Here is a 24,589-nt window from a genome sequence, read left to right as displayed (position 1 = left end):
TGGGGTGGTTTTATGGCGGTTGCCAAGATGGAGTTTGTCAACATTATTGGGCATATGGATATGCTGGAGGATATAGCAAAGAGGATTGTGTTATCTGAATCAATACATTTTGTAAATGCAATGTCAGAGATTAATGAAAATAATTTCCCGATACTTCAAGCAAAGGACGAAGTTGACGCGGTTATAGATTTTAATTATATAAAGCAGTATCAATCTAATTTAGATTTAAATGAGATAAATAAAGTTTATGATGAACTCTGCGATATGTTTGAAATAAGGAAAAAATATCAAAAAAAGATTGTAGAACAGGATTATGTGTTTTTAGATGATGTAAATAAACTTAAGAGAATTTATGAGGAGGTAAACGAGGAAAACAGAGAGCTAAATAGATTGCAGGAGGAACATAGACAGATTGGTGAGATTGAGAATTATATTAAAAAAATGAAGAATGTTAATATCAATTTAGATGACCTGTTTAAAATGAAATATATTGATTTTATTATGGGAAAAGTTTCAAACTACAATATGGAAAAGCTAAAAAAGAATTACGAGAATATACCTGCAATAGTTTTAAAACTTGATAAGAATCAAGATTACTCAATGGTAATGGTGTTTGTTCCTAAGGTTGTTGAAATTGAAGTAAGAAGGGTATTGAATTCATTAGAGTTTGATGAATTGCAGTTGAATTTTAAATTTAGTGGTAGTCCTAATCAGTGGGTTGCTGATATAGAGAATAGAAAAAGGCAAATAGAGAAGGAAATAGCAATAATCAAAAACAAAATAAAGGAGCTTAAAAAGGAATATATAAATTTTATTGAAGTATTTTATTCTAAACTTTTGATGCAATATAAGATAGAAGAGCTCAAGTCAAATATGGGCTGTACAAATGAATTTTTCTATATGAGTGGATGGATACCAAGTTTTAAAAAGAAGGCTCTATCAAAATACTTGGGAGATTATGAAAATAAGTTGATTATAATTTATAAGGATTATAAAAATTTAAGGGAGGGATTAGAGCCACCTACCTGTATCTATAATGGTTTCTTATTACGTCCCTTTGAGTCGGTGGTTAAACTTTATGGTATACCGTCCTACAATGAATTAGATCCTACTGCCTTTGTAGGATTAAGCTATATGTTTTTATTTGGAGCTATGTTTGGTGATGTGGGACAAGGGCTTGTTCTTTTGACCTTAGGATTAATTTTGGAAAAGAAAAAGGCAAGACCTAATTTAGGTGGAGTTCTTGCAAGGCTTGGTATAAGTTCAACAGTTTTTGGTTTTTTGTATGGAAGTGTCTTTGGATTTGAGGATATCATTGAAGCACTTTTAGTTAGACCTATGGCAAGTATAGATAAGGTTCTAATTTGGGCAGTTGGTATAGGTGTTTTCTTGTTAAGTATAGGATATTTATACAACCTAATTAACTGTTTTATAAAAAAGGATGTTGAAAATGGTTTGTTTAGCAGAAATGGATTGGCTGGACTTGTTTTTTATTGGCTTCTTTTATACTTAATAGTTTCAAATGTAAGAGACGCAAAGACAATTATACCAAGTTCACTAATAACACTAATACTTGTTTTTCTATTGATTTTAATGCTGCTTAAGGAACCTTTAGCTAATTTAATAAAGGGAAATAAAAAGCTCTATAGTGAGTCAAAGTCAGATTATTATATTGAAGGTGGATTTGGCGTACTTGAAACACTACTTAGTATGCTAAGTAATACGTTATCTTTTATTAGAGTAGGAGCCTTTGCAATAAATCACGTTGGTCTTTTTATAGCCTTTGAAACATTGGCTAAAATGATGGGAAATGAACTTGAAAGCATTTTAATGATTGTATTTGGAAACATTGTGATTATTGGGCTTGAGGGCTTGATAGTTTTTATCCAAGGTTTAAGGCTCGAATATTACGAACTCTTTAGTAAATTTTTTAGTGGTACAGGGTATGAATATAATCCAGTAAAACTATAAAAGGGGAGGAATTTTTATGTATGTATTTATAATATTAGCTGTTTTAATTGTTGTATTAACAATCTCAAAAGGAGTAGTAAAGCTCTTTAAGGGAGAAGAGACAAATGCATTAGGTGTAAAAAAGGCTATAAAGGCAAATGTATTTTCATTTATACCTGTTTTAACAGGACTTATTATAACAATGATACCACAGGTTGCAAATGCAGCAGGAACTAATAATCCTTCTGCAGGTATTGGTTTTTTAGCTGCAGGATTAAGTACCGGACTTGCTGCAATAGGTGCAGGTTATGCGGTAGGTTCAGTTGGTTCATCAGCACTTGGGGCGGTATCTGAGGATCCAAAGATATTAGGTAAAACACTTATTTTTGTAGGTCTTGCAGAGGGTATAGCAATTTATGGATTAATCATTTCAATAATGATATTAGGAAGGTTGTAGGAAGTGGTTTTATGATTATATATTTAATTTCTGATAATAGAGATACATTAGTTGGTTTAAGACTTGCAGGAATAAAGGGTAGGGTTGTTCACGAAAGAAGTGAAGCAAAGGAAGCCTTAAATGTAGCTTTACAGGATAAAAATATAGGAATACTTGCGATAACGGAAAAGGCGGCTGAACTTATAAAAGAAGAAATTACCGAGATTAAACTAAAAAAACCTTATCCATTAATTGTAGAGATACCCGATAGACACGGATCGAATAAGGATAATGATTATATATTAAACTATGTTAGAAATTCTGTGGGCATAAAAGTTTGAGGTGATTTTTATGATAACTATAGAAGAAAAACTAAATCTTTTTACTAAATTGGTCTATGAAAAGGTTGAAAAGGAAAATAGAATTGTTATTCAAAGGTTTGAGGAAGAATATGGAAAAATTTTAAGTGAAAAAAAGAAGGAATTTGAAGAAGAGGCAAGTAAGTTGGATAAGAAGGTAAAAAGCGAAATAGAACTTTATAGAACGCAAACATTATCTAAGGCACACATAAGAGGAAAGAAAATTATATTAGAAAGAAAAAATAGCATTTATAACAAAGCAATAGAGGATGTGATTTGTTATATAAGTGAAAATAAGAGTAGAAAAGAATATAAACAATATTTTTCTAACAAGCTGATTAGCATAATAAAAAATAATGATATTAAAGAGGCTAATTTGATAGTGACTAGGCAGGATTGGGATTTATGGGGTAAAGATCTAGATAAAGAGACAAGACTTTTAAATGTAGTTTTTGATGAAAGTGTAAGTGGAGGTTTTATATTAATTGATTTAAAAAATAATTTTAAATATGATTTTTCTATTGAAAATATAGTAGATGAAAATAGAGAAAAAATAGGAGAAAAATTATTTGCTATGCTATAGGTGGTGGTAAAATGGAGGGTTCAGCAGGAAGAGTAGTTTATGTAAATGGTCCTGTTGTAAAGGCAAGGAATATGAAAAACTTTAAAATGAGAGAAATGGTTACTGTTGGTGAAAAAAAATTAATTGGAGAAGTTATTTCTATTGATGGAGAATTAGGCACAATTCAGGTTTATGAAGAAACAACTGGAATAAAAATTGATGATGAAGTTGTTTCAACACAAAAACCTTTGTCAGTTACATTAGGGCCTGGCATAGTTGGAAATATTTTTGATGGTATACAGAGACCATTAAATATTATTTTTGATAAATCAGGAAATTTTATTAAAGAGGGCATAGGACTTGCAACAATAGATAAAAAGAAAAAATGGTATGTAGAATTAAAGGTTAAGGTTGGTGATGAACTAAAGGAAGGAGATATATTTGGTACTGTAGATGAAACTCCTTTAATAAAACATTATTTAATGGTTCCACCAAATATGAAAGGAAAAGTTGAAGAAGTTAGGCAGAATGGAGAGTATGATTTAGAAACGATATTAGTAAAGTTAGATAGTGGTGCTGAACTTAAAATGTATCAGGAATGGCCGGTTAGAATTCCAAGACCAGTTAAAGAGAGACTACCTATACAAAAACCTCTTATAACTGGTCAAAGAGTAATTGATACATTTTTCCCTATAGCAAAGGGTGGAACTGCTGCTATACCAGGTGGTTTTGGAACTGGTAAAACAATGACTCAGCATCAACTTGCTAAGTGGTCGGATGCCGATATAATTGTGTATATTGGATGTGGAGAACGTGGAAATGAGATGACGGAAGTTTTAGAGGATTTCCCAAAGTTAATAGATCCAACATCAAATCTACCCTTAATGAATAGAACAATACTTATAGCAAATACATCAAATATGCCAGTTGCTGCAAGAGAAGCATCTATATACACAGGAATAACTATAGCTGAATACTTTAGAGATATGGGATATAATGTCGCTGTTATGGCAGATTCAACTTCAAGGTGGGCAGAGGCACTAAGAGAAATATCAGGAAGATTAGAGGAGATGCCAGCAGAAGAAGGTTATCCTGCATATCTTCCATCAAGATTGGCAGAGTTTTATGAAAGGGCAGGTTATGTTAAGACACTTAATAATAAAGAGGCTTCAGTTACAATAATTGGAGCAGTTTCACCAGCAGGTGGAGATTTCTCAGAACCTGTTACACAAAATACAAAGAGATTTGTTAGTGCTTTTTTAGGATTAGACAGAAAGCTTGCCTATTCAAGACACTATCCTGCTATAAATTGGCTATCGAGTTATAGTGGATATATTACACAACTTGAGGATTGGTATAAACAAAATGTAGCAGAGGATATGATATTTTTAAGAGGAGAAATGATGAAGGTTTTGCAGGAGGAAAGTAAGCTGTTAGAGACAGTAAAATTAGTAGGTGAGGATGTACTTCCTGATCAGCAGAGATTAATTCTTGAGATTGCAAGACTTTTGAAGGTAGGATATTTGCAGCAAAATGCCTACCATAAGGATGATACATTTGTTCCATTAGTTAAGCAGTATATGATGCTTAAAGTTATTGATAATTTTTATAAACTTGCAAAGGAAGCTGTTAAGGTAGGGGTTCCTATTTCTGTAATTAAGACGAGTGAGTTGTTTTATAGAATAATAAAAATGAAATATGAAATACCCAATGATTATGGAGATAAATTTGATTTGTTGATGGAAGATATTAATGAATATTTCTCTAATTTAATAAGAGAATATGAGGGTGATTAATATGCATAAGGAATATTTGAGTTTAAAGAAAATAGAAGGCCCTCTTATAGTAATAGAAGGGGTTGAGGGTGTATCTTATAACGAAATGGTAGAGATAAAGGTGCAGGGAGAAACAAAACACGGTAAGGTTGTACAGCTCAATAACGATTTAGCGATAGTGCAGGTTTTTGAGAATACATCCGGAATGTCTGTAAATAATATTTCTGTAAAGTTTACAGGAAAACCTTTGGAGATTAAACTTTCAAGGGAAATATTAGGTAGAATGTTTAATGGAATAGGTCAGCCTATAGATGGAGGGGGTCCTGTTTTTAGTGGAATTAAGTTTGATGTAAATGGAAGCCCAATAAATCCAGTTGCAAGAAGGTATCCACGAAACTATATTCAAACAGGTATATCAGCTATAGATACACTTACTACTTTGATAAGAGGTCAAAAACTCCCTATATTTTCAGGAAATGGTTTGCCACATAATCAAATAGCTGCACAAATTGTAAAGCAGGCAAAGGTTGCAGAGGGAGAAGGAGAATTTGCAGTTGTTTTTGCTGCTATGGGAATAAAGCACGATGATGCCCATTATTTTATAAAGACATTTCAAGAGGCTGGAGTTTTAGATAAGGTTGTTATGTTTATGAATTTAGCAGATGACCCTGTAGTTGAAAGGATTGTAACACCAAGATGTGCCCTAACTGCAGCAGAATATTTAGCTTTCTATGAAAATATGCATATATTAGTTATAATGACTGATATTACAAGTTACTGCGAAGCCTTAAGAGAAATATCTGCAGCAAGGGAGGAGGTACCAGGAAGAAAGGGATATCCTGGGTACTTATATTCAGACCTGGCAAGTTTATATGAAAGGGCAGGTATGGTTGAAGGTTCTAAAGGGTCAATTACTCAAATACCAATATTAACAATGCCAAATGATGATATAACACATCCTATACCGGATTTAACAGGATATATTACAGAAGGACAGATAGTTTTAAGCAGAGAAATATATCAAAGAAATATTTATCCACCAATAAATATACTGCCATCCCTTTCAAGACTTATGAAGGATGGAATCGGTGAAGGCTACACAAGAGAAGACCATCCTGATGTGGCTAATCAATTATTTTCCTCCTATTCAAGGGTTCAGGAGGTTAAGGCACTATCTCAGGTTATAGGAGAAGATGAACTGTCCGAAATAGATAAAAAGTATTTAGAATTTGGAGAAGCATTTGAATATAGATTTTTAAGGCAGGAGTTTAATGAAAATAGAGACATAGATAGAAGTTTGGAAATTGCTTGGGATATATTATCGATATTACCTAAGAATGAATTGGATAGAATTAACCCTAAGTTCTTAGATGCATATTATAGAGGGTGATTAAATGGAAAATATTGCACCAACAAAATCTAACCTTATTAGTGCTAAATCAACATTAGAGTTTTCTAAAAAGGGATATGAACTTTTAGACCAAAAGAGAAATGTACTAATTAGAGAAATGATGGCATATGTTGATAAAGCAAAGGACATACAGGAGATGATAAATAAAAAGTTTGAAGAGGCCTATGAGGCACTTATAATGGCAAATATAACAATGGGTGTTTCAACGGTTGAGGAGATATCCCATACTGTTCCCGAAAATGGGCAGTTTAATTTACTGTTTAAAAGTGTAATGGGGGTTGAAGTGCCCATAGTACGATATGATAAGAAACATAAAGAGCCAACTTATAGCTTTTATCAAACAAATACTGCTATGGATATTGCCTTTATTAAGTTTTCGGAAATAACATATCTCATTATGGAATATGCAGAGGTTGAAAATGCAGTGTTTAAACTTGCTATGGAAATAAAAAAGACTCAAAAAAGAGCCAATGCACTTCAAAACATACAGATACCAAAGTATGAGGAGATAGTAAAATATATACAGGATGTTTTGGAGGAAAAGGATAGAGAGGATTTCTTTAGGTTGAAGGTTGTTAAAAAGAAGAGTCAAAGGAAAAAAGCTAATCCATAGGACTATTATCCTATGGATTAGCTTTTATATATTTATAGATTTTTTTATAGCACGTTTGTAGGTTGGATTATAGTCTGTCCAAGCGTCTGTTCCTGCATCCCTTTCTATTGCAAGATGGAAGGCATTAATTTCAGCACTTGCCTTATCTGCATTATGAACAGCTATTGCCTCAAGAGTCATAGGAAGAACTGGTGAACCCATCTCTAAGGTTCCGTGGTGAGAAAGAATACAGTGTTCAAGTTCATATCTTAAGGCTTGAGGGAAATCTTGTATTTTTGTTATAAAGCTATTTAGTATTTCAATTCCAATGTTTATATGGCCTATAAGTTTTCCCCTTGTTGTATATTTGTTTTCAGGAAAATCTGATAGCTCAATTATTTTACCGATGTCGTGTAGTAATGCAGAGGCTACAGCAATATCATAATTGACATATGGGAATATTTGTGTAAAATTAATTACAATTCTTGCAACTTCAATGGTATGTTGTGCAAGACCGCCTATGTATGCGTGATGTATCTCTGCACCAGCCGCTTTTTTTAAAAAAGAAGTTTTAATATTTTCATTTGTAAATATATTATTTAATAATTGTTTTATTTTTTCATTTTTTATAGTATCAATTATTTCAAATAGTTCTTTTTCTATTTGTTCGCTATTTAAATAACAGGAGGGTATAACTTTATTTATTAATTCTTGGCTTGGATTATCGATTTTTTCTATTTTGTTTATATGTATTTGAAGGGTTCCTTTGAAATCTTTAGCAACACCTGAAATATAGGCAAAGCATCCGGGTACTATTTTTTCTGCAATATCAGGACTGTCATTCCAAATCTTAGCATCATAGTTTTTTATACCAGAGCTTATTTGAAGATGGTAGTATCCTTTATCATTTTGACCTATTTTTTTTTCAATTTTTCTTACTACAACAGGTTGATTTTCTATTTTTTCGTTTGGATATAAATTTTGCATAAAATCACCTCGTTAATATTATACATTAAATTTATAAACTTTACACATAAATATTAGATTGGAGGGATAAAAATGGAAAAAACATTAGTTTTAATTAAACCTGATGGTGTAGAGAGGGGGCTTATTGGAGAAATAATAAAGAGGTATGAGATGAAGGGATTAAAAATCAAGGCAATAAAGTCTGTATTTCCTACAAGAGAATTGGCAGAGAAGCACTACGAGGAACATAAGGGAAAGGAGTTTTTTGAGGAGCTTATAAAATACTTAACATCTGGAATGGTTATAGCTATGATAATAGAGGGTGAAAATGCAATAAAATGTGTAAGAAATATAAATGGTGCAACAAAATATCAAGATGCACTGCCAGGAACAATAAGAGGGGATTTTGCATATAAAGATACATATAATTTAGTTCACGCCTCTGATTGTAAAGATTCAGCTGAAAGAGAAATAAAGCTTTGGTTTGAATAGTCTCACTTATGTGAAATGTTGTACCATATATGACTAAAAAAGCCTTGGCATATGCCAAGGCTTTTGGTCTGGGTGACTGGACTTGAACCAGCGGCCTCAAGAACCCCATTCTTGCGCGCTACCATCTGCGCCACACCCAGATATATTTGACACATATATTATAAATCTAATTTTAAAATAAATCAATACTTATTAGTATATATTCCCTTGAATCTTATTTTATTATTGAATACAATTTTTAGAAATATGAGTTGTATTTTGAGCGTCAGAATAGTATAATTATATTGAAAATAATAAAGCAGACGCTGGGGGAGCCTTAGGCTGAGAGGAAGGTAAAACCTTCGACCCTTAGAACCTGAACTGGGTAATGCCAGCGAAGGGAAGCGGAAAAGTACTCCTTTTTGCGTCTGTATAAAAAAAGGAGGTTTTTTTATGCATTTTTTTGAAGGACTTTTAAAGATTAAGCCCTATGTTTGGGCAATTCTTGGGGCGTTGGTGCTTATTGCCATTACATCAATCTATCTAAACAAATCTAATACTAAGGAGAAGAAATTTGACACAAGAAAAATAACAACAGCAAGTCTATGTATTGCCCTTTCCTTTGTGCTATCCTACATTAAGATTTTTAAACTTCCACAAGGTGGTTCTATAACACTTGGAAGTTTAATACCACTTTTTATATTTGCATATACCTATGGAGTGAAGGATGGAGTAATTGTAGGTGCAATTTATGGGATACTTCAATTTATACAAGAGCCTTATATTGTTCATTGGGCACAGGTTATAATAGACTATCCACTTGCCTTTGGAGCGTTAGGGCTTGCTGGTTTATCAAGAAAAAATATACCTGTTGGTATGGTGATAGGGGGGGCTGGAAGGCTGTTCTTCCACGTAATTTCAGGGGTTATATTCTTTGCATCCTATGCACCTGAAGGACAAAATGTATTAGTGTATTCATTAATATATAATTTAACTTATCTATTACCAGACCTCATTTTATGCATTGTAATAGGGTTTATACCACAATTTAAAAATGCAATAAATAGGTTATCTACTGAAAGATGTTGATTAAATTACAAAAAGAATCCGTGAACAAAATATGTTCACGGATTCTTCTGTTTTATATAAATCGCATGAAGGGGAAACTTTATAGGCTATTTATTAATTCAAATAAAGCTTTCGCAGCAAGGGTTGGTCCTTCCTTTTCTAAACCTTTTATTCCAAGCTGTGTTTTTATTTGACCAACCTTTATTCCTTTATCAAATAGGGTTTTAAAATATATTTCAATTAATTCGTTAGATCTATCTTGCCATTGAAGTGGTCCAAATGGATTGGCAAAATATGATGATACAAGACCTACTTCATTTGTTGTTCCTTTTGCAAGCCTTTTACCTGATTTAAAAACATCTATTGCCTTTTCAACATCATTAAATAATTCTATAGAATTACCATCATCAACCTTATCATAATTATTGGCATATAAGAATAAATCAACTTTATGGCCCTTGATAATTTCTTTATAGCTTGATACTGGTATTATAAGTCTTGCATTTGTTTTATCAGGATTCATAAAAATACTTCTATCTATTTCTTTAAAGGCATAACCTTGGTCAAGGTCATCAAGTCTTACAAAGGCACCTATTTCAGTACCATAGGCAAGAACGTCATCATTCTTTAGTCTAATTGTTCCCATATCATCAAATATTATAGATAGCTCACTTACAAAGTTTGCTTTAAGATTTCTAATAGCTTCAAGGGTTTCAGATTTACCAGCACCACTATCTCCAATAAGAATTACATTAGCCTGTTTGCCGTTTTTTAGTATAATATTTGCCATTGCCCCGTGGAGTGGTAGATAACCCCTCTTTAGCATAATTAAATTATGAAGAGTTAATGTCATCTTCTTCATATATCCAAAGTAATCTATATCATCGCTATAAGAAACTAAACCAAGCATAATGTCGTTTTCTTTATCATTATAAAATACGGTTTTTGTTTCATTAGAGTTGCATCTTGCACCAAATACATATACTATATCCGGTTTTTTACCTTGGTATTCTTCCTTTTTTGCAATTTCAAACAAATTACAAAGTGAAATTCCGTGAGACATAAAATCTCTATGAAAATAGATATAGGCTAATAAATCCCCAACTTTAGCAGGAAAGCAAAACCAGTGCCTTGTTGTAATCTTGCAATCTTTTATTGGATTTTCAAATACTTCCTTAAATGTTCCTTCTCGCTTGTTCTTCTTAGGATATACAATGAAGGGGGGATCAAGCAAGATATTTTCAATAAAAGGAATATTCTTTAGTGGCTCATACAGAGGGGGAATTTTCCAGTCATTATTACTTAAAACAAGGCCTGCGTTGCCTCCTGCGGGGAGTTGTCTATATACATTTGGGGTTATTTGCAATATATTTTCTTCAACTTTTCTATATAGTGATAATACTAAATTAGAAAAATCTTGATTTGCTTCAATAAAGCGAGTTTTTTCAAGTCCTTCGGTAACCTTATTGTTAAATATTAGTGTGTATCTTTCAATCTTACGCCAATATCTATATAGATCTTCCACAAAATCAATAAGTTCCTCTTTATAACTTGAAAATGTGCTGTATTTTTCGTTTATTTTTATTATTTCATCAAGGTTCATAATAGAAAGTAATTTAAAAAGTGATATAACTTCTTTGTTTATAATTGATAGGTCATCAGAGCCTAATTTACCTGATATAAATCTGTAGGCTTTAGTATTTGTATTTTTAGATTTTGAAAGATATGAGGATAATACCTTTTCAAATCCTTCGCTATCAAGCACCTTTTCATAGGAGTCACAGTAGTAGGAAGAAAAGTTGATCATTGCTTTGTTGTTGCTTAATGAAAATGCTTTATACATAAGAGACCTCCGTGAAAGTTTCTAAATTAAATCTTGCAATTATTATACAATTACTATTTGGTGCTTGTCAATGATTTATATAGATATTTTATTTGGAATTATAAAGTTTTATAATTTCATCTACATATAACTTAAGATTAGAACGTAAGCTTTTAGATATATTTATGTTTATGCCTATAGATTCGACCTGTATTCCATATAGCGTTATTTTTTTGTATTTATAAAATAATATATCGTGATGAAAGTTATAAAAAGGTTTATATTCAAACTGGGGAATTATAATAGAGCTTCCTGCAGGTAGATTAAAGTCAACAGCATCTACTACAATTACATCATCATAGCTATTTAATACTTCATTTATAAAGGCGATATCTGTTTCGCAGATTATACAATCTATTCCCTTTTTCCTAAGTATATGACCAATTACAATACCTATCCCATCATCCTGCATCAGAATATTACCTATGCACAAAATGGTTTTCATTTAATAATACTCCATCTTTACTTACTAAATGAGTTGCACAAGATACACAGGGGTCAAAGGAGTGAACGGTTCTTATAATCTCAATTGGATTTGAAGTGTCTTCAATATAAGTCCCAATAAGAGCTCTTTCAAGAGGTCCTTTAATACCATTATATGTAGGTGATAGGTTAAATGCTGATGGTGTTATTATATTATATTGATTTATTTTTTTATTTTGAATCTCTACGCTATGGTAAAGAGCACCTCTTATTGTATCTGTAGTACCTATTCCAGTTCCATCTAATACATCTTTGCTTGTGGAGTTTTTATTTATTGCTACTTCCTTGAGCATATTTTTTATATTTTCTGCAATTGACTTTGCTTCATAAACCCTTGATTTAATTCGGCCTAATGTAGAGCTTTTAACCCATCCGTTTTTGATGCAATTTCTTGATAGAGGACCTACCTCCATAGGTAGATTTAAATATCTTGGAGCTTTTATGAAAGAAATATCATCTACAACCTCATATTCTTTTAAATCATTTAAATTAAGTTCAGAGTATTTTCTATTAATTAAAACTCCACTACTACATATGTTAAACTCAGGAGTATCATCAAATAGTCCGAAGCTTAAATAGTTACTACCAGAATTACCAATATTAAAATATTCAGTATAATATTTTTCTATAATATAGTAGTCCTCAAGCATATATTGACAAAAACTTAAAAGCTCATCTGCAATTTCAACTGCCTTTGAATATTCATATTGATTAAGTTTTGTGGTAACTCCTCCAAAAACAATTGCGTGATTATGTGGAGCTTTTCCACCTAATATACTTAATCCCTGATGTGCCAATGTCGAATAATATAATGATTTAATATAATTATCGCCTATTTTTATTTCTAAATCTCTTGGAACTTTGCTCTTAAAGTTTTCTGTTTCTATATTTACAAAATCGGGTATCGAGAATAAATAAAATTGTCGAATATGGTTTTGAAGTATGTCAAAACCGTGTATAATGTTCCTAATAATTCTGCTGTTATAATCAAGTATTAGTGAAGAACAATCCTCAAGAGCACGACTTGATGCAATACTGTGGGCAGAAGAGCAAATACCGCATATTCTTTGTGTTAAATAAACTGCATCAAAAGGGTGTTTACCTATGAGTAATTTTTCAAATCCTCTAAACATTGTTCCTTTACACTTAGCATCTACAACAATATTGTCATCTACCTGTGCTATTATTGTTAAAAAACCACTTATTCTGGTTATAGGACTTAAAACTATTTCCATTTACACTTCATCCTCCTTAAATAATGTATAGTTAGGGAAATCCTTTGAAGAACAACCAATACAAGGTGAATTTACACCAATAGGCCACTTTATATACCCATTCCATCTTGTATATGGACAGGGTGCCTTAGTTGAGGGACCAACGCATCCAATCTTTAAGTAGCAACCTACGTCTCCAATTCTTTTAGCAAATATATTTCTTTCAAAAAAGGTTCTTCTTTCACAAAAATCGTGGACTGTATTTCCATAGAGGTAGATAGGTCTTCCTATTGGGTCTAATTCTATTTGATTTCCTTCGATAAGATTTAATAGTAGAGATGCCATCCAGTTTCCAGATACAGGACAACCAGGCATCTTTATTATTTTTTTATTTGGTATAACTTCACTTAATGCCTTTGATTCAGAAACATTTGGGAATGCGGCAGAAATCCCACCAAAACAGGAACAGGTTCCTGCAGAAATAATAAACTTAGCATTTTCGGAAGCTACTTTTACAGCTTCAAGGGCAGTTATATATTTGTCATTGTAGTAGCCAATTATGTTGTAATTTCCGTTGTCCTTTGTAGAAATAGCACCCTCAACAACAAGAATGTAACCTCCCTTTTCTATAGTATCAAAGAAAGCATCCATAGCCTTTGTTCCAAACGGGTACATTTCACTGTTGCTAAAGGTTATGTTTACCCTTTGTTTTAGAAATTCAAAGGAAGGATTTTCGCTGTTTAAAAATGATATAATGTTTCCTGAACATCCATTAGTTTCAAGCCAAATAAGGTTCATTTTAACTCTCCTTTTTTTACAATATCTAATAGATTTTATGAAATGTTTAAGTAAATATATTCAAGGTATAGTAAAAACTTTGTGAGAAAAAATAAATTATAGGAAGGAGTGATAATATGAATGAAATTTTCAAGAGAAGAAGCATAAGAAAATATCAATCAAAACCTGTAGAGAAGGAAAAGATTAATGAACTTTTACATGCAGCAATGGCTGCACCATCAGCGGGAAATGAACAGCCTTGGCATTACATAGTTATAGATGACAGAAATATTTTAAACAACATTGCAAATACACACCCTCACGCTGCGATGCTTAAGGAGGCACCAGTTGCAATACTTGTATGTGCTGATTTAACAAAGGAAAAATATGAAGGTTTTTGGGTACAGGATTTATCGGCATCTACACAAAATATACTTTTAGAGGCAGTAAGTTTAGGACTTGGGACTGTATGGGTTGGAGTATATCCAAATGAAAATAGAGTGAATGAAATAGTCAAAATGTTTGGATTACCGTCCAATATAATTCCTTTTTCAATAGTTGCAGTAGGTTATCCAGATGAATATAAGGATGAGTCAGATAGATATGATGAAGATAGAGTGCATTATAATAAATGGTAATTAAATAAGTAAACAAAAGGTGATAGTTACCTTTTGTTTACTTATTTTATATGTTATAATACCTATGTATGGTATAGGGGGGGTGACATAATGGAAATACTTGAAAAATTTAAAAAACTAATTAAAGAAATTTATAAAGATTATAAAGAATCAGGAAATGTTTATAGAACTGGATGTGGATGAGGTGTAAATCCATATTATAATGAGCGTGCTCTGGAGGAGCACGAAAAAAACAAAACAGAAAAATAAAATTGTTTACATTTATTCTAAATGATAATATAATATAGTATAAATACCTATATAAGGTATATATGGAGGTGGAAATATGGAAATAAAGATTACTCAGTCTGCTGCTGAGGAATTAAAGAAAAAGTTAGAAGGAAAGGACCAAAATATTGGAGTTAGAGTTTATATTGCAGGTGTTGGATGAGGTGGCCCAAGTTTTGGTTTAGCTCTGGATGAGCAAAAGAATACTGATAATGTTTATGAAGTTGAAGGAGTTAAAGTTTTATTTGATAAGGAGCTTTCAAGGTATACAAAGGGATTTATAATTGACTACAGGAATTCCTTTTTTGGAAAGAGGTTTGTTGTTGATCAACTATATTCAAGAGGTGGATGTTCCTGCTAAAAAAAAGTGCCATAAAATTTTATGGCACTTTTTTAGAATTTGAAAAGGTCGTTTTTAATCTTTTTAAATAATGGTGGTAAGTTCATTGTAACTACTTTATCCTCAAGATACTTTAGATTACCACCGATATTTTTAAATATTAATTTATTTGCAACAAGAAGTTGATGGTTTAATCCAAATTTGTTGAAGAAGAAACTATTAAACTTTCTGTTTCCATACTTTGGATCACCAACTATTGGATTGCCTAAATATGATAGATGAGCTCTTATCTGATGGCTTCTTCCTGTCACTAAATCAATTTCAATAACCGAAGCAATTCCAACAGATTCTACATTTAATATTTTTGTTATTATCTCTTTTGAATTTTTTACCTTTCTATCCAATATCATTACTTTATTAGTTCTTTCGTTTTTTGTTATATATCCTACGTATTCGCCAACTGCTATTTTACCTTTAACCAATGCGGTATATATTTTTTGTATTCCACCTAATCTTATTGCTTCATTTATTTGTTTTAGTGAATCATAGTTTTTTGCAAAAATAACAAGCCCTTCTGTGTTTCTATCCAATCTATTGCAGGGTGATGGTGCAAAGGTTTTTTCTTCATCAGGATTGTATTCACCCTTATCATAAAGGTATGCCCATACCTCATCTGTTAAGGTTATTTCATTTCCTTCATCTGGATGAACTAATTGATTAGGTCTTTTTTCAACAATTAATATATTTTCATCTTCATAGGCAACCTTTAAATCATAATCAATCTCTAAAAACTTTTTAGTTTCTTTATCTTTAGCTGTACTTATTTCAATATTAAAATTTAAAATATCTCCCTCATTTAATATGTACTTTTCACTTTGTTTTTTATTATTTATTTTTATTTCGCCTTTTCTTATTGATTTATATATAGCTCCAAGTGACATATCCTTTAAATATTTCCTTAGGAATTTATCAAGTCTCTGACCAGCTTCGTTTTTAGTTATAATAATTTCCTTCATAACATCACCTCTAAATTTATAGTACAATTTATATTATATATATTATCGTCATAAGTCAACAAAAAAATTAAAAGAGTATTTAATTTTTGTATTAGGATAAATTTTAATAATTTAATTCATATATATTATTAAAAAATATTTTTGGTGGTTTTATGAGGAATAGAATAATTAGGATTTTGACGATAGTTTTGGTGGTGTGTATTTCATACATAAATTATTATAGGACAGCTATTAACATTGTATTCACTTCAAAGGTTAATAAAAGTGATAATGTTACTTTAAAATCAATAAAATATCACGTATTGACGGAAAGTTTTAGTGAAAGTCAAGGCAAATTTGTAAAACACCAAGATGTTTATTTTGTTTATCCATATAAATTAAGGATAGACACAGTGAGTGAAAGTAAAACAATAGAGATATACAATAATGAAAAACACTTTTATTATGATGACGTAACTAACAAGATTAGAGTAAAACAAGCGTTTCCTCCAAGGGAGCCATATGTAGTGGAAATTGCAAAAAAAGTAATGGATGTAGTAAACTCAGGAAGGTATGAGTTTTTTGGATATGAAGAAAAGAATAACTTAAAAATTGAGGTTCTTGGTATTAAGAATAACATAGATCAAAACAATTATATGCATAAAATATGGATTTCACAAATAAATGGGATTCTACTTCCTATAAAGGAGGAATATTTTATTAATGGGCAAGTAGTAGAAAAAAGTGAATACACTTATGAAATAGTAAATGAAAGTATAGAAAAGGATATATTTGAAATAGATAGTTTGCCAAAGGTTGAAATAGTTGATGATGGATATTTAGCCAAGCATTTTGAAACAATACAAGAGGCAAGAAAGTATTTAAATTTTAAAGAACAACTTCCGTTAAATTATGCACCAACCTATATTTCTGTTAGTCCTCCAGATAGCAATCCTTGTTTAACGGTTGTATATATTGTAAACAACAAAAGAATAATATTAAGTGAATGGGTAGGTAAAATGAATTTTAATCCAAATGCTAAAATGGGTAGTATAGATGTCTTAATAATAGAGAATAGTTCAGTTGTATTTGTAAAGTGGGTTAAGGATAATATAGTATATGAAATTTGTGGTGAAAAACAAAGTTTTGGTGATATAATAAGGATTGCAGAGGAGATTACAAAGGCTAAATTTATATTACAAGGAGAGTGAGTATGAACAAGTTAGTTTTTAAGGTAGAAGATAATGGAGTAGGCGTAAAGATATCAAATTATTTAAAATATGAAAAGAGTATGTCGACAAGATTGATTCGTAAACTTTCAAGAAGGGGTAATATATTAGTAAATGATATGCCTATAAAAATGGACTATGTTTTAAAATTAGATGATAGGATTGAAGTTATATTAGAAGCAGAAGAAAATCAAGATATTCTTCCTGAGGATATTCCTGTTGATGTTGTATATGAAGATACAGACTTATTAATAGTGAATAAGCCGCCCTTTATGGTTGTACATCCTACAAAGGGTCATCCAAATGGAACTCTTTCAAATGCTGTTATGAATTATTTTAAAAATACAAATCAAAGTTCAATAGTAAGACTTGTTAATAGATTAGATAGAGATACTTCAGGGCTTGTTATAATTGCAAAAAGTCAATTTGCACACCAGCAGATGGCTAATAAAATGGACAGGGATGAGGTTGAAAAATATTATATTGCTGTTGTAGAAGGATGTATTGAGGGAAGAGGTACTATTGATTTACCAATAGGTAGACCATCAATGGATTCGATAAAAAGAGAAGTTTTAGAGTCAGGGCAAAGAGCAGTTACCCACTATGAAGTATTAAAATCTTCAGAGGATATGAGTTTAGTTTTAATAAGGCTTGAAACTGGAAAAACTCATCAGATAAGAGTTCATTTTAGTCATATAGGACATCCATTAGTTGGAGATACCTTATATGGAAAAGAGAGTTCATTGATTAATAGGCAGGCACTTCACGCATATAAATTAAGATTTAAGAGTATTAGACAAGAAAATATAATTGAAGTTGTGGCAGATATACCAAATGATATAAAAAGTTTGATTAATAATATCGAAAAATGAAGTAAATTGTATATAATTTTTCGTTGAATTATAATAAATTGTATAGTATAATTTATATAAAGTAGGAAGAGCGAGATGCGCGTTGAGAAAAAGTGGCAGAGCCGCTTGCACTCGCTCTTCTTTTTTTGTTATTTAACTCTTTCTCTATTTTTAAAGAATGTTCCAATATAAACTGTAAGTGGTATAGCAATAAGATGTAGTATAATCCAATAAGTCCAGCCCATTCTTGGTGTATACATAAATCATTCTCCTTTCTATTCTATTCTATTCCTTTATTTCTTCTCATTGATGCACCCCAATATAGAAGTAATGGTATTGCTATTATATGTAAAAGTAGCCACCAGCCCCATCCGATATTTGGAGTTAAATTGTACATAGGAACACCTCCTTTAAAAATTCTATTTGTATTTTTTGCTAAAATCCAAAGTTTATACATAAAAATAAAAGCTTCCCCCTTTTATTTGGAGAAGCTTAATTTTTGTATAGTAATGAAAATTATTCCATAGAGCATATAGCATATCAATATAAAAAGCTGTACAGAAAGAAGAGTTTTAAGTATTGAACCTAAGATATAAATAAGTATTCCAATAAGAAGAGGTATAACTATATTTTTATATAAATCAAAATTAAACGACTGAAGAGTTTTATAAATACATTTCATATTTAAAATTAAACCTATGAGGGCTGATAAAGCAAAATTAATACAATATCCATATATATTTATGGTTGGTATTGCCATTAAAAAATAGATTAACGTGATATCAATAATAGAAACTAATATTGAATTAATTAATAAATTAAATTGTCGTCCTAATCCATTTAATATTGAAAAACTAAGGATTTCAAAATATACAATTGGTAAGCCAAAGGATAAATAATATATTAAGCTTCCTACTGAAGTATCTTTATATATAAGCATAGATATTTCTCTTGATGAGTTTAAAAAAATTGCACAGGATGCAAAGGCAACAGCCATAGTAAATTTAATGGTAGAGTTAATTCTATGATTTAATGTTTTATAGCTTTTGAAGGCAATTCCTTCAGAAAGAGAAGGAATCAATATGGTACTTAAGGAAGAAATTATTATAGCAGGGAAAAATACAACGTTCATAGCCATACCCTGAAGCTTACCCAGCATAGAAATTGATTCTTCATAGGGTATACCTGCAATATGTAGCCTTTTAGGAATTAATATTGCAATTATCGAACTAAACATTGTGGATAAAATTCCGTTTAGTGCAAGAGGAATTGATAGTTTAAGTAGATTAAATAAAAGTTGGAGGCTGTTATCTGATTTACCCATTGGGGGATTTTTGCGTTTAAAATTTATAAAGCATAAAATTAAAAAGAGTAAACTTGATAATTCACCTATTGATAGAGAAATATAGGCAGCTGCTGATTTAATATTTATATCATATCCCTTAAAAATTTGAATTAATAGATATATGCTAAGTATTCTAATTGCCTTCTCTAAAACATCGATTATGGCAGGTTCTACTACTCTTTGATATCCATAAAAAACTCCTTTGAATACTGAAGAAATTGAAACTATTATTAGTGCGGGACAGAAGCACAGTATGCTAAGTTGAGTTCTATCATCACTTAATATATTTTTTGAAACAAAACTTGATAAAATAATAAGAATAGTGGTTATGAAAACTGACCAAATAATTTCAAATATGCAGGTAACTTTAATTGTATTGTATAGTTCACGTGTTTTACCCAATGCCTTTTTTTCAGCACTAATTTTAGATATAGAAACTGTAACTCCTCCACCTGTAAAGAAGAGAAACATAGTATAAAGAGGTGATACAAGTTGATAAAGTCCCATTCCTTTAGAGCCTATTTCTCGAGATAAAATTACTGTAAACAAAAAGGCAAGTGCACCTGTTAATATGTTTGATAAGGTTAATATAAAAGTGTTTATAAAAAACTTAGAACGCATTTTACACCCCTAAAAACATTTTTACATACTATAATAATATGGTGTAATTTTTTCTATTATGAAAAATAGAATCTAACATAAATAAAAAGTGCCGCTATTATAAGCGGCACTTTTTAATAATAAAAGTCTATAGATTACTTTAAGTTTTCTGGATTTAATCCCTCAAGTTCAGGTATTACGAATCTACCATCTTTTCTTATTAGCACGTCATCGAAGTAGATTTCTCCTCCACCGTATTCAGGTGTTTGAATATAAACTAAATCCCAGTGTATTGCTGATTTGTTTCCATTAAATGCATCGTCATAGGAACTTCCAGGTGTAAAGTGGATTGAACCTGCTATCTTTTCATCAAATAGTGTATCCTTCATAGGTTTAGTTATATATGGATTAACACCTATAGCAAATTCACCAATATATCTTGCACCTTCGTCTGTATCAAATACCTTATTTATTCTTTCTGTATCATTTGCTGTAGCCTTTACAATTTTACCATCCTTAAATTCAAGTCTTATATTTTCATAAGTAAAGCCTTGATATTCAGCTGGTGTATTGTATGTAATGTATCCGTTTACTGAATCCTTTACAGGTGCAGTATATATTTCACCATCTGGAATGTTCATCTTACCATCACATTTTACTGCAGGTATTCCCTTTATTGAGAATGTAAGGTCAGTTTGAGGTCCTACTATTCTTACCTTATCTGTTTTATTCATAAGGTCAACTAATGCGTCCATTGCCTTTGACATCTTTGAATAGTCAAGATTACATACATTAAAGTAAAAATCTTCGAAGGCTTCTGTACTTGTATTTGCAAGTTGAGCCATTGATGGTGATGGATATCGTAATACAACCCACTTAGTCTTTGGAACTCTAATCTTTCCGTGAACTTCACTCCAGAAGTACTTGAAATATAGGTCCATTCTTTCTGATGGAACATCTGATAACTCAGATGAGTTATCTCCTGAACGAATACCTATGTATGCGTCCATATCACTCATTCTTGCAGCTTCATATTTAGCCATCATTTTCATTTGTTCTTCTGTTGCACCCATTAATATAGCTCTGTCAACAGATTTGTTTTTGATTGTTACAAATGGTACAGCCCCTACCTTGTAGGCTTCCTTTACAAGTTCTTTAACAAGTGGAAGTTCAAGTCCTATTGTTTCAATAAGAACCTTTTCGCCTTCCTTAAGTCTACAAGAATAGTTGATTAGATTGTGGGCTAATGTTGTTATTCTTGGATCTACCATTTTTTAGTTACCCCCTGTCTTTATACTATATGCAAATTTATTATAACACGAAATTTGAAATTTTACAAAAATAATATTAAATTTTATGAAGGAAATATTTCAGTTTTGTATAAAAAATTATGGTCATTTTTTAAAAAAACTATTTACAACTTGTCGAAAATTAGCTAAAATAATAAAAGTGTGTTGGAAAAACGTAAGGTCTTAAACATAAAAATTTAAAAGCTCCACCTTTAAAATGCCTATAAAGGCATTTTTTTTTATTTCTATTCATATATTTTATGTGAATAGAATATAGGGGGAGTAAGATGAAAAACAAAAATTTATTTATCATATTAATTTTAGTTTTATCATTAGGAATTTTATCTATAAATTTTTTGATAAGAGTAAATGAAGAAAATAGTGATATAACAAATAAACTTATAATACAAGATGGATATAATGTAAAAAAACTTATAGAGGGTTTAATTGAACCAACATCATTTGCAGTTGATGCAAATGGAAATATTTATATAGCAGAAAGAATAGGAAGTGAAGTCGTAATAAATAAGTACTATAAAAATGGAAAGAATGAAATTTGGGCAAAAGGGTTTAATTATCCTATAACATCAATTTTAGTCTACAAAGACTATTTATTAGTATCTCACAAAGGAATGATAAGTAAGGTTATAGATAATAAAGTTGAGGATATAATAACTGGTCTACCAAGCTATGGTGATTATTCAAATAATGGCATACAAATAGGTTATGATGGGTATTTATATATCTGCCAAGGTTCAGCCACTAATTCTGGTGTTGTTGGTCTTGATAATTATGAAAGAGGATGGCTTAAGGAAAATCCGTATTTTCACGATTTTTATCCTGTTGATGTTGTATTGTCTGGTATAAATTTTAAATCATCCAATCCTATGACAGAATCAAAAAACGATAAGGCTATAACAGGTGCTTTTATGCCCTTTAATATGCAGTCGAGTAAAGATTCTGTAATAAAGGGTAAAACTCCTGGAAATGCAAGTATTTACAGAACCTATGTTGGTTCTACTAATCTTGATTTGTTTGCTTATGGAATAAGAAACCCTATAAATATAATATTTACCCACGATAACAAAGCATATGTTTCCGTTCAGGGTATGGAAAATAGAGGTCAAAGACCGATTGAGAATGGATGCGATTATATATACGAAATAAAAAAAGGTGATTGGCTTGGATGGCCAGATTATGAAGGTGGAGAGCCTGTTACTTTAAAAAAATTCAAACCTAAGAATGCATCACAACCTCAATTTATAACGGAAATGCATCCAACAACAACTCCACCAAAGCCACTAATAGTATTTAATGAAAGTGGAAGAATAGGGGCTATGGATATTTCAAGACAAAATGCCTTTGGGTATGTTGGTAATTTATTTATACCTCTAAAAAGCGGAAAGAATGAGGAGGCAAAAATAGTTGCCTATGATATAAAAGGCAATTTATTGGTTGACTTTATAAAAAATAAAGAAGAAAAAATAATAAAGGAACCTATTCAATGCAGCTTCTCTAAAGATGGTATATTATATATATTAGATAAAGGAAATGGCTGTATATATTGTGTTGAAAAAGTAGAAGAGAAACAGCACAGTTTAAATAGAATATACATCCCTGTTGAGTATTTAATTGGAACAGTAGTTATAGCTTTGATTGTAATACTTATACTTCAAATTAGAAAAACTAAATAATAGTGGTGGATAATTGTTCTAAAAAGGATTAAAATAAATATAAAAATACACAGGGATGATGAGATATGAAGTTTATAGAAAATTCCTATTCAACTATATTTAAGGGAATGTTAAAGGCTGTAAATCCTATTAAAAAAAGAATAATTAAAACTGAGTGTAAAGTACACCAGTATATAAACAATCAAGCCCTAACAATTTTAAAAAATGATGGTTATGATTATGCCTATAGAGAGATGAGTCTTAATATTGATAAAATAAATGAGGGTGTTGTTTGGGCTGATCAGGATTTTAAAAGCAGCAATCATTTTTATAATCCACAAAGGAGTAAAGGTCTTTATGGATGTAGTAATGCTCTAAAGGAATGTTCCTACTATTATGCAAGAGCATTAACTAAATTTAAAAAGGGAGATAAGGATAAGGCATATTTTTATCTTGGGGCAGCCTGTCATTTAATCCAAGATGTTACTGTACCTCAGCACGTTAATGTAAAATTACTTGATAGTCATAGAAAATACGAGCAGTGGATAATAAAAACATACAGACACCACGACAGTTTTAATGCCTATGATGGTGGTCTATATTTTAAATCTATAAAGGAGTTTATAGAATTTAATGCAAATTCATCAATAAGAACCTATAATAAGTTTAAAAATGAGTTGAATGAAGAACTACGTTATTATAAAATAACTTCTGTTATATTAAAATTGGCCCAAAGGACAACAGCGGGACTTATGCTGAAGTTTTTCAATGATGTACGAAAACTAAAAAACTTATCTGAGGAGTGATTGTTTTGTCTAAACTTACTTGGAAGCCAGGTACGATGCTTTATCCTGTACCTGCAGTATTAGTATCCTGTAGCTATGATGGGGTAGATAACATTATAACTATAGCTTGGGCGGGGACTATTTGTACTAATCCACCTATGGTTTCTATTTCAATACGCCCAGAAAGATACTCCTATGATATTATTAAAAATTCAGGTGAATTTGTTATAAACATACCTAACAAAAATCTTGCCTTTGCAACTGATTATTGTGGTGTAAAATCAGGAAGAGATGTAGATAAATTTGAGGTATTAAATTTAACAAAGGAGAAGGCGTCAATTGTAAGTGCTCCTTTAATTAAAGAGTGTCCGCTTTCATTGGAATGTAAGGTTAAGGATGTTATTAAGCTTGGTAGTCACGATATGTTTGTTGCTGAGGTTGTTGCAGTAAATGTTGATGAAACATTATTAGATGATACTGGTAAATTACACTTAGATAAAGCAGAACTTATATGTTACAATCACGGACAATACTGCGTTGTTGGAAAAAGCTTAGGTAAATTTGGTTTTTCTGTAGAAAAGAAAAAGAATAAAAATAAAAGAAGAAGTAAATAATTTCTGCCTATAAGGCA

The 24,589-nt window shown here is 31.0% G+C and carries 24 protein-coding genes, 1 tRNA gene and 1 riboswitch; of the genes, 16 read left to right on the top strand and 9 right to left on the bottom strand.

Annotated elements, in window-relative coordinates; translation table 11 throughout:
• The first annotated feature begins 12 nt into the window (after positions 1-12).
• The 7 genes from A3M9_RS13315 to A3M9_RS0106075 are packed head-to-tail and all read left to right on the top strand — an operon-like array spanning position 13 to position 7,106.
• Positions 13-1,971, top strand: coding sequence for a V-type ATP synthase subunit I (locus A3M9_RS13315; RefSeq protein WP_035165998.1), 1,959 nt, complete (start codon positions 13-15; stop codon positions 1,969-1,971).
• 16 nt (positions 1,972-1,987) lie between these two features.
• Positions 1,988-2,407: an ATP synthase subunit C gene (locus A3M9_RS0106100; RefSeq protein WP_027308433.1), complete on the top strand. Its 420-nt coding sequence runs from the start codon at positions 1,988-1,990 to the stop codon at positions 2,405-2,407.
• Between the two features lie 11 nt (positions 2,408-2,418).
• A complete protein-coding gene (locus tag A3M9_RS0106095; protein WP_027308432.1) occupies positions 2,419-2,727 on the top strand; it encodes a V-type ATP synthase subunit F in 309 nt (102 codons plus the stop codon).
• A gap of 10 nt (positions 2,728-2,737) precedes the next feature.
• Complete coding sequence (locus A3M9_RS0106090; protein ID WP_027308431.1) at positions 2,738-3,328, top strand: V-type ATP synthase subunit E; 591 nt, start codon at positions 2,738-2,740, stop codon at positions 3,326-3,328.
• Positions 3,329-3,339: 11 nt separating this feature from the next.
• On the top strand, positions 3,340-5,103 hold the full coding sequence (locus A3M9_RS0106085) for a V-type ATP synthase subunit A (RefSeq protein WP_027308430.1): 1,764 nt from the start codon (positions 3,340-3,342) through the stop codon (positions 5,101-5,103).
• Position 5,104: 1 nt separating this feature from the next.
• Positions 5,105-6,472, top strand: a complete 1,368-nt coding sequence (locus A3M9_RS0106080) for a V-type ATP synthase subunit B (protein WP_027308429.1) — start codon at positions 5,105-5,107, stop codon at positions 6,470-6,472.
• Positions 6,473-6,476: 4 nt separating this feature from the next.
• Positions 6,477-7,106: a V-type ATP synthase subunit D gene (locus A3M9_RS0106075; RefSeq protein ID WP_027308428.1), complete on the top strand. Its 630-nt coding sequence runs from the start codon at positions 6,477-6,479 to the stop codon at positions 7,104-7,106.
• 24 nt (positions 7,107-7,130) lie between these two features.
• Here A3M9_RS0106075 and A3M9_RS13310 read toward each other — a convergent pair whose 3' ends face one another.
• Positions 7,131-8,072, bottom strand: a complete 942-nt coding sequence (locus A3M9_RS13310; protein ID WP_051350622.1) for a 3'-5' exoribonuclease YhaM family protein — start codon at positions 8,070-8,072, stop codon at positions 7,131-7,133.
• Between the two features lie 72 nt (positions 8,073-8,144).
• On the opposite strand from A3M9_RS13310, the gene ndk reads away from it, so the two are divergent.
• Positions 8,145-8,543: a nucleoside-diphosphate kinase gene (gene ndk, locus A3M9_RS0106065; protein WP_027308427.1), complete on the top strand. Its 399-nt coding sequence runs from the start codon at positions 8,145-8,147 to the stop codon at positions 8,541-8,543.
• Between the two features lie 64 nt (positions 8,544-8,607).
• Here the strand turns inward: ndk and A3M9_RS0106060 are convergent.
• A tRNA-Pro gene (locus A3M9_RS0106060) sits at positions 8,608-8,683 on the bottom strand.
• 157 nt (positions 8,684-8,840) lie between these two features.
• Positions 8,841-8,942, top strand: a riboswitch (TPP riboswitch).
• 33 nt (positions 8,943-8,975) lie between these two features.
• Here A3M9_RS0106060 and thiT point away from each other — a divergent pair.
• Positions 8,976-9,611, top strand: coding sequence for an energy-coupled thiamine transporter ThiT (gene thiT / locus A3M9_RS0106055; RefSeq protein WP_027308426.1), 636 nt, complete (start codon positions 8,976-8,978; stop codon positions 9,609-9,611).
• A 79-nt stretch (positions 9,612-9,690) separates the two neighbouring features.
• On the opposite strand, the gene A3M9_RS0106050 is transcribed toward thiT, so the two are convergent.
• From A3M9_RS0106050 to A3M9_RS0106035, 4 genes are all read right to left on the bottom strand, one after another.
• On the bottom strand, positions 9,691-11,433 hold the full coding sequence (locus A3M9_RS0106050) for a phosphoenolpyruvate carboxykinase (RefSeq protein ID WP_027308425.1): 1,743 nt from the start codon (positions 11,431-11,433) through the stop codon (positions 9,691-9,693).
• An 88-nt stretch (positions 11,434-11,521) separates the two neighbouring features.
• Positions 11,522-11,917, bottom strand: coding sequence for a hydrogenase maturation protease (locus tag A3M9_RS13305; RefSeq protein ID WP_035165976.1), 396 nt, complete (start codon positions 11,915-11,917; stop codon positions 11,522-11,524).
• Positions 11,892-13,190 carry a nickel-dependent hydrogenase large subunit gene (locus tag A3M9_RS13300; RefSeq protein WP_051350621.1) on the bottom strand — a complete coding sequence of 433 codons (1,299 nt, stop codon included), beginning with the start codon at positions 13,188-13,190 and terminating at the stop codon, positions 11,892-11,894. The genes A3M9_RS13305 and A3M9_RS13300 overlap by 26 nt, the downstream gene beginning before the upstream one ends.
• Positions 13,191-13,967 (bottom strand): hydrogenase small subunit, encoded by a 777-nt coding sequence (locus tag A3M9_RS0106035; protein WP_051350620.1) that lies wholly within the window; start codon positions 13,965-13,967, stop codon positions 13,191-13,193.
• Between the two features lie 116 nt (positions 13,968-14,083).
• On the opposite strand from A3M9_RS0106035, the gene A3M9_RS0106030 reads away from it, so the two are divergent.
• On the top strand, positions 14,084-14,584 hold the full coding sequence (locus tag A3M9_RS0106030; RefSeq protein ID WP_027308423.1) for a nitroreductase family protein: 501 nt from the start codon (positions 14,084-14,086) through the stop codon (positions 14,582-14,584).
• Positions 14,585-14,909: 325 nt separating this feature from the next.
• Positions 14,910-15,212, top strand: a complete 303-nt coding sequence (locus tag A3M9_RS15055; protein ID WP_341465369.1) for an iron-sulfur cluster assembly accessory protein — start codon at positions 14,910-14,912, stop codon at positions 15,210-15,212.
• 32 nt (positions 15,213-15,244) lie between these two features.
• Here the strand turns inward: A3M9_RS15055 and A3M9_RS0106015 are convergent, their stop codons facing one another.
• Complete coding sequence (locus A3M9_RS0106015) at positions 15,245-16,207, bottom strand: RluA family pseudouridine synthase (RefSeq protein WP_027308422.1); 963 nt, start codon at positions 16,205-16,207, stop codon at positions 15,245-15,247.
• 152 nt (positions 16,208-16,359) lie between these two features.
• Between A3M9_RS0106015 and A3M9_RS0106010 the strand changes: the two genes are divergently transcribed.
• Positions 16,360-17,397, top strand: a complete 1,038-nt coding sequence (locus A3M9_RS0106010; protein WP_027308421.1) for a hypothetical protein — start codon at positions 16,360-16,362, stop codon at positions 17,395-17,397.
• A 2-nt stretch (positions 17,398-17,399) separates the two neighbouring features.
• Positions 17,400-18,287, top strand: a complete 888-nt coding sequence (locus A3M9_RS0106005; protein ID WP_027308420.1) for an RluA family pseudouridine synthase — start codon at positions 17,400-17,402, stop codon at positions 18,285-18,287.
• Positions 18,288-18,744: 457 nt separating this feature from the next.
• Here A3M9_RS0106005 and spoVB read toward each other — a convergent pair whose 3' ends face one another.
• Entirely contained in the window at positions 18,745-20,232 is a 1,488-nt protein-coding gene (gene spoVB / locus A3M9_RS0105990) for a stage V sporulation protein B (protein WP_027308419.1), read from the bottom strand.
• Positions 20,233-20,366: 134 nt separating this feature from the next.
• Entirely contained in the window at positions 20,367-21,482 is a 1,116-nt protein-coding gene (locus tag A3M9_RS0105985; RefSeq protein WP_027308418.1) for an aminopeptidase, read from the bottom strand.
• Positions 21,483-21,787: 305 nt separating this feature from the next.
• Between A3M9_RS0105985 and A3M9_RS14160 the strand changes: the two genes are divergently transcribed.
• The 3 genes from A3M9_RS14160 to A3M9_RS0105970 all read left to right on the top strand — a co-directional run bounded on the left by A3M9_RS14160 (position 21,788) and on the right by A3M9_RS0105970 (position 24,572).
• Positions 21,788-23,194, top strand: coding sequence for a sorbosone dehydrogenase family protein (locus A3M9_RS14160; protein WP_051350619.1), 1,407 nt, complete (start codon positions 21,788-21,790; stop codon positions 23,192-23,194).
• A 65-nt stretch (positions 23,195-23,259) separates the two neighbouring features.
• The gene (locus A3M9_RS0105975; RefSeq protein ID WP_027308417.1) at positions 23,260-23,979 is read left to right on the top strand and encodes a zinc dependent phospholipase C family protein; all 720 of its coding nucleotides are present in this window, start codon (positions 23,260-23,262) and stop codon (positions 23,977-23,979) included.
• 5 nt (positions 23,980-23,984) lie between these two features.
• Positions 23,985-24,572, top strand: coding sequence for a flavin reductase family protein (locus A3M9_RS0105970; RefSeq protein ID WP_027308416.1), 588 nt, complete (start codon positions 23,985-23,987; stop codon positions 24,570-24,572).
• The last annotated feature ends 17 nt before the right edge of the window (positions 24,573-24,589 follow it).

This window comes from Caloramator sp. ALD01 (assembly GCF_000472625.1).
Lineage (GTDB): Bacteria > Bacillota > Clostridia > Clostridiales > Caloramatoraceae > Thermobrachium > Thermobrachium proteoclasticum.
This window is presented reverse-complemented; position numbering and strand designations above follow the sequence as displayed.

Bases quoted from the DNA above. Each gene is read 5' to 3' on its own strand.
- A3M9_RS13315 (WP_035165998.1), top strand. From the start codon at position 13: ATGGCGGTTGCCAAGATGGAGTTTGTCAACATTATTGGGCATATGGAT.
- A3M9_RS0106100 (WP_027308433.1), top strand. From the start codon at position 1,988: ATGTATGTATTTATAATATTAGCTGTTTTAATTGTTGTATTAACAATC.
- A3M9_RS0106095 (WP_027308432.1), top strand. From the start codon at position 2,419: ATGATTATATATTTAATTTCTGATAATAGAGATACATTAGTTGGTTTA.
- A3M9_RS0106090 (WP_027308431.1), top strand. From the start codon at position 2,738: ATGATAACTATAGAAGAAAAACTAAATCTTTTTACTAAATTGGTCTAT.
- A3M9_RS0106085 (WP_027308430.1), top strand. From the start codon at position 3,340: ATGGAGGGTTCAGCAGGAAGAGTAGTTTATGTAAATGGTCCTGTTGTA.
- A3M9_RS0106080 (WP_027308429.1), top strand. From the start codon at position 5,105: ATGCATAAGGAATATTTGAGTTTAAAGAAAATAGAAGGCCCTCTTATA.
- A3M9_RS0106075 (WP_027308428.1), top strand. From the start codon at position 6,477: ATGGAAAATATTGCACCAACAAAATCTAACCTTATTAGTGCTAAATCA.
- A3M9_RS13310 (WP_051350622.1), bottom strand. From the start codon at position 8,072: ATGCAAAATTTATATCCAAACGAAAAAATAGAAAATCAACCTGTTGTA.
- ndk (WP_027308427.1), top strand. From the start codon at position 8,145: ATGGAAAAAACATTAGTTTTAATTAAACCTGATGGTGTAGAGAGGGGG.
- thiT (WP_027308426.1), top strand. From the start codon at position 8,976: ATGCATTTTTTTGAAGGACTTTTAAAGATTAAGCCCTATGTTTGGGCA.
- A3M9_RS0106050 (WP_027308425.1), bottom strand. From the start codon at position 11,433: ATGTATAAAGCATTTTCATTAAGCAACAACAAAGCAATGATCAACTTT.
- A3M9_RS13305 (WP_035165976.1), bottom strand. From the start codon at position 11,917: ATGAAAACCATTTTGTGCATAGGTAATATTCTGATGCAGGATGATGGG.
- A3M9_RS13300 (WP_051350621.1), bottom strand. From the start codon at position 13,190: ATGGAAATAGTTTTAAGTCCTATAACCAGAATAAGTGGTTTTTTAACA.
- A3M9_RS0106035 (WP_051350620.1), bottom strand. From the start codon at position 13,967: ATGAACCTTATTTGGCTTGAAACTAATGGATGTTCAGGAAACATTATA.
- A3M9_RS0106030 (WP_027308423.1), top strand. From the start codon at position 14,084: ATGAATGAAATTTTCAAGAGAAGAAGCATAAGAAAATATCAATCAAAA.
- A3M9_RS0106015 (WP_027308422.1), bottom strand. From the start codon at position 16,207: ATGAAGGAAATTATTATAACTAAAAACGAAGCTGGTCAGAGACTTGAT.
- A3M9_RS0106010 (WP_027308421.1), top strand. From the start codon at position 16,360: ATGAGGAATAGAATAATTAGGATTTTGACGATAGTTTTGGTGGTGTGT.
- A3M9_RS0106005 (WP_027308420.1), top strand. From the start codon at position 17,400: ATGAACAAGTTAGTTTTTAAGGTAGAAGATAATGGAGTAGGCGTAAAG.
- spoVB (WP_027308419.1), bottom strand. From the start codon at position 20,232: ATGCGTTCTAAGTTTTTTATAAACACTTTTATATTAACCTTATCAAAC.
- A3M9_RS0105985 (WP_027308418.1), bottom strand. From the start codon at position 21,482: ATGGTAGATCCAAGAATAACAACATTAGCCCACAATCTAATCAACTAT.
- A3M9_RS14160 (WP_051350619.1), top strand. From the start codon at position 21,788: ATGAAAAACAAAAATTTATTTATCATATTAATTTTAGTTTTATCATTA.
- A3M9_RS0105975 (WP_027308417.1), top strand. From the start codon at position 23,260: ATGAAGTTTATAGAAAATTCCTATTCAACTATATTTAAGGGAATGTTA.